The organism is Vibrio sp. Y176 (genome assembly GCF_033438945.1).
Genome location: NZ_JAWOQS010000722.1, coordinates 1 through 629 on the forward strand (window position 1 = coordinate 1; position 629 = coordinate 629).

Annotated in this window: 1 protein-coding gene; it reads right to left on the reverse strand. The window is 47.1% G+C overall.

The genetic code is table 11. The features are described 5' to 3' along the window. A partial coding sequence (locus R7O13_RS28290; RefSeq protein WP_318305378.1) for an aminotransferase class I/II-fold pyridoxal phosphate-dependent enzyme occupies positions 1–629 on the reverse strand: 629 nt, incomplete at both ends.

Genomic DNA, 629 nt, shown 5'->3' on the forward strand with positions numbered 1-629 from the left:
TAAAACCTGAGCCTTGTACTAGCAGTACTTTTTCCTGTTTCAAGAAATCGAGCACCATCTGCTGGTCATTCTTGATGTTGTACATCTTGGTATCGATTTTAGGGAATAAGTACATGGCACCTTTGGGTTTCACACAAGATACCCCTGGGATCTGGTTGATCAGCTCGAACGCGCGATTACGCTGCTCTAGCAATCGGCCACCAGGTAAGATCAACTCATTGATACTTTGGTAGCCACCTAGCGCGGTTTGAATCGCATGTTGCATCGGCACGTTGGCACAAAGACGCATAGACGAGAGCAACTCTAGACCGTTAACGTAGCCTTGTGCTAAGTGTTTTGGACCAGTTAAGAACATCCACCCACCGCGGAAACCACATACACGGTAAGCTTTCGACAACCCGTTGAAGGTCATTACAAGTACGTCTTCCGTTAGCGTCGCAACAGAAGTGTGTGTTGCGCCATCGTAAAGCACTTTGTCGTAAATCTCGTCAGCGAAAATGATCAGCTTGTGCTGGCGAGCAATCTCAATCACTTCAAGCAAGAAGTCACGACTATATACAGCACCTGTTGGGTTGTTCGGGTTGATCAGAACAATACCGCGGGTCTTCGGCGTGATTTTCTTTTTGATG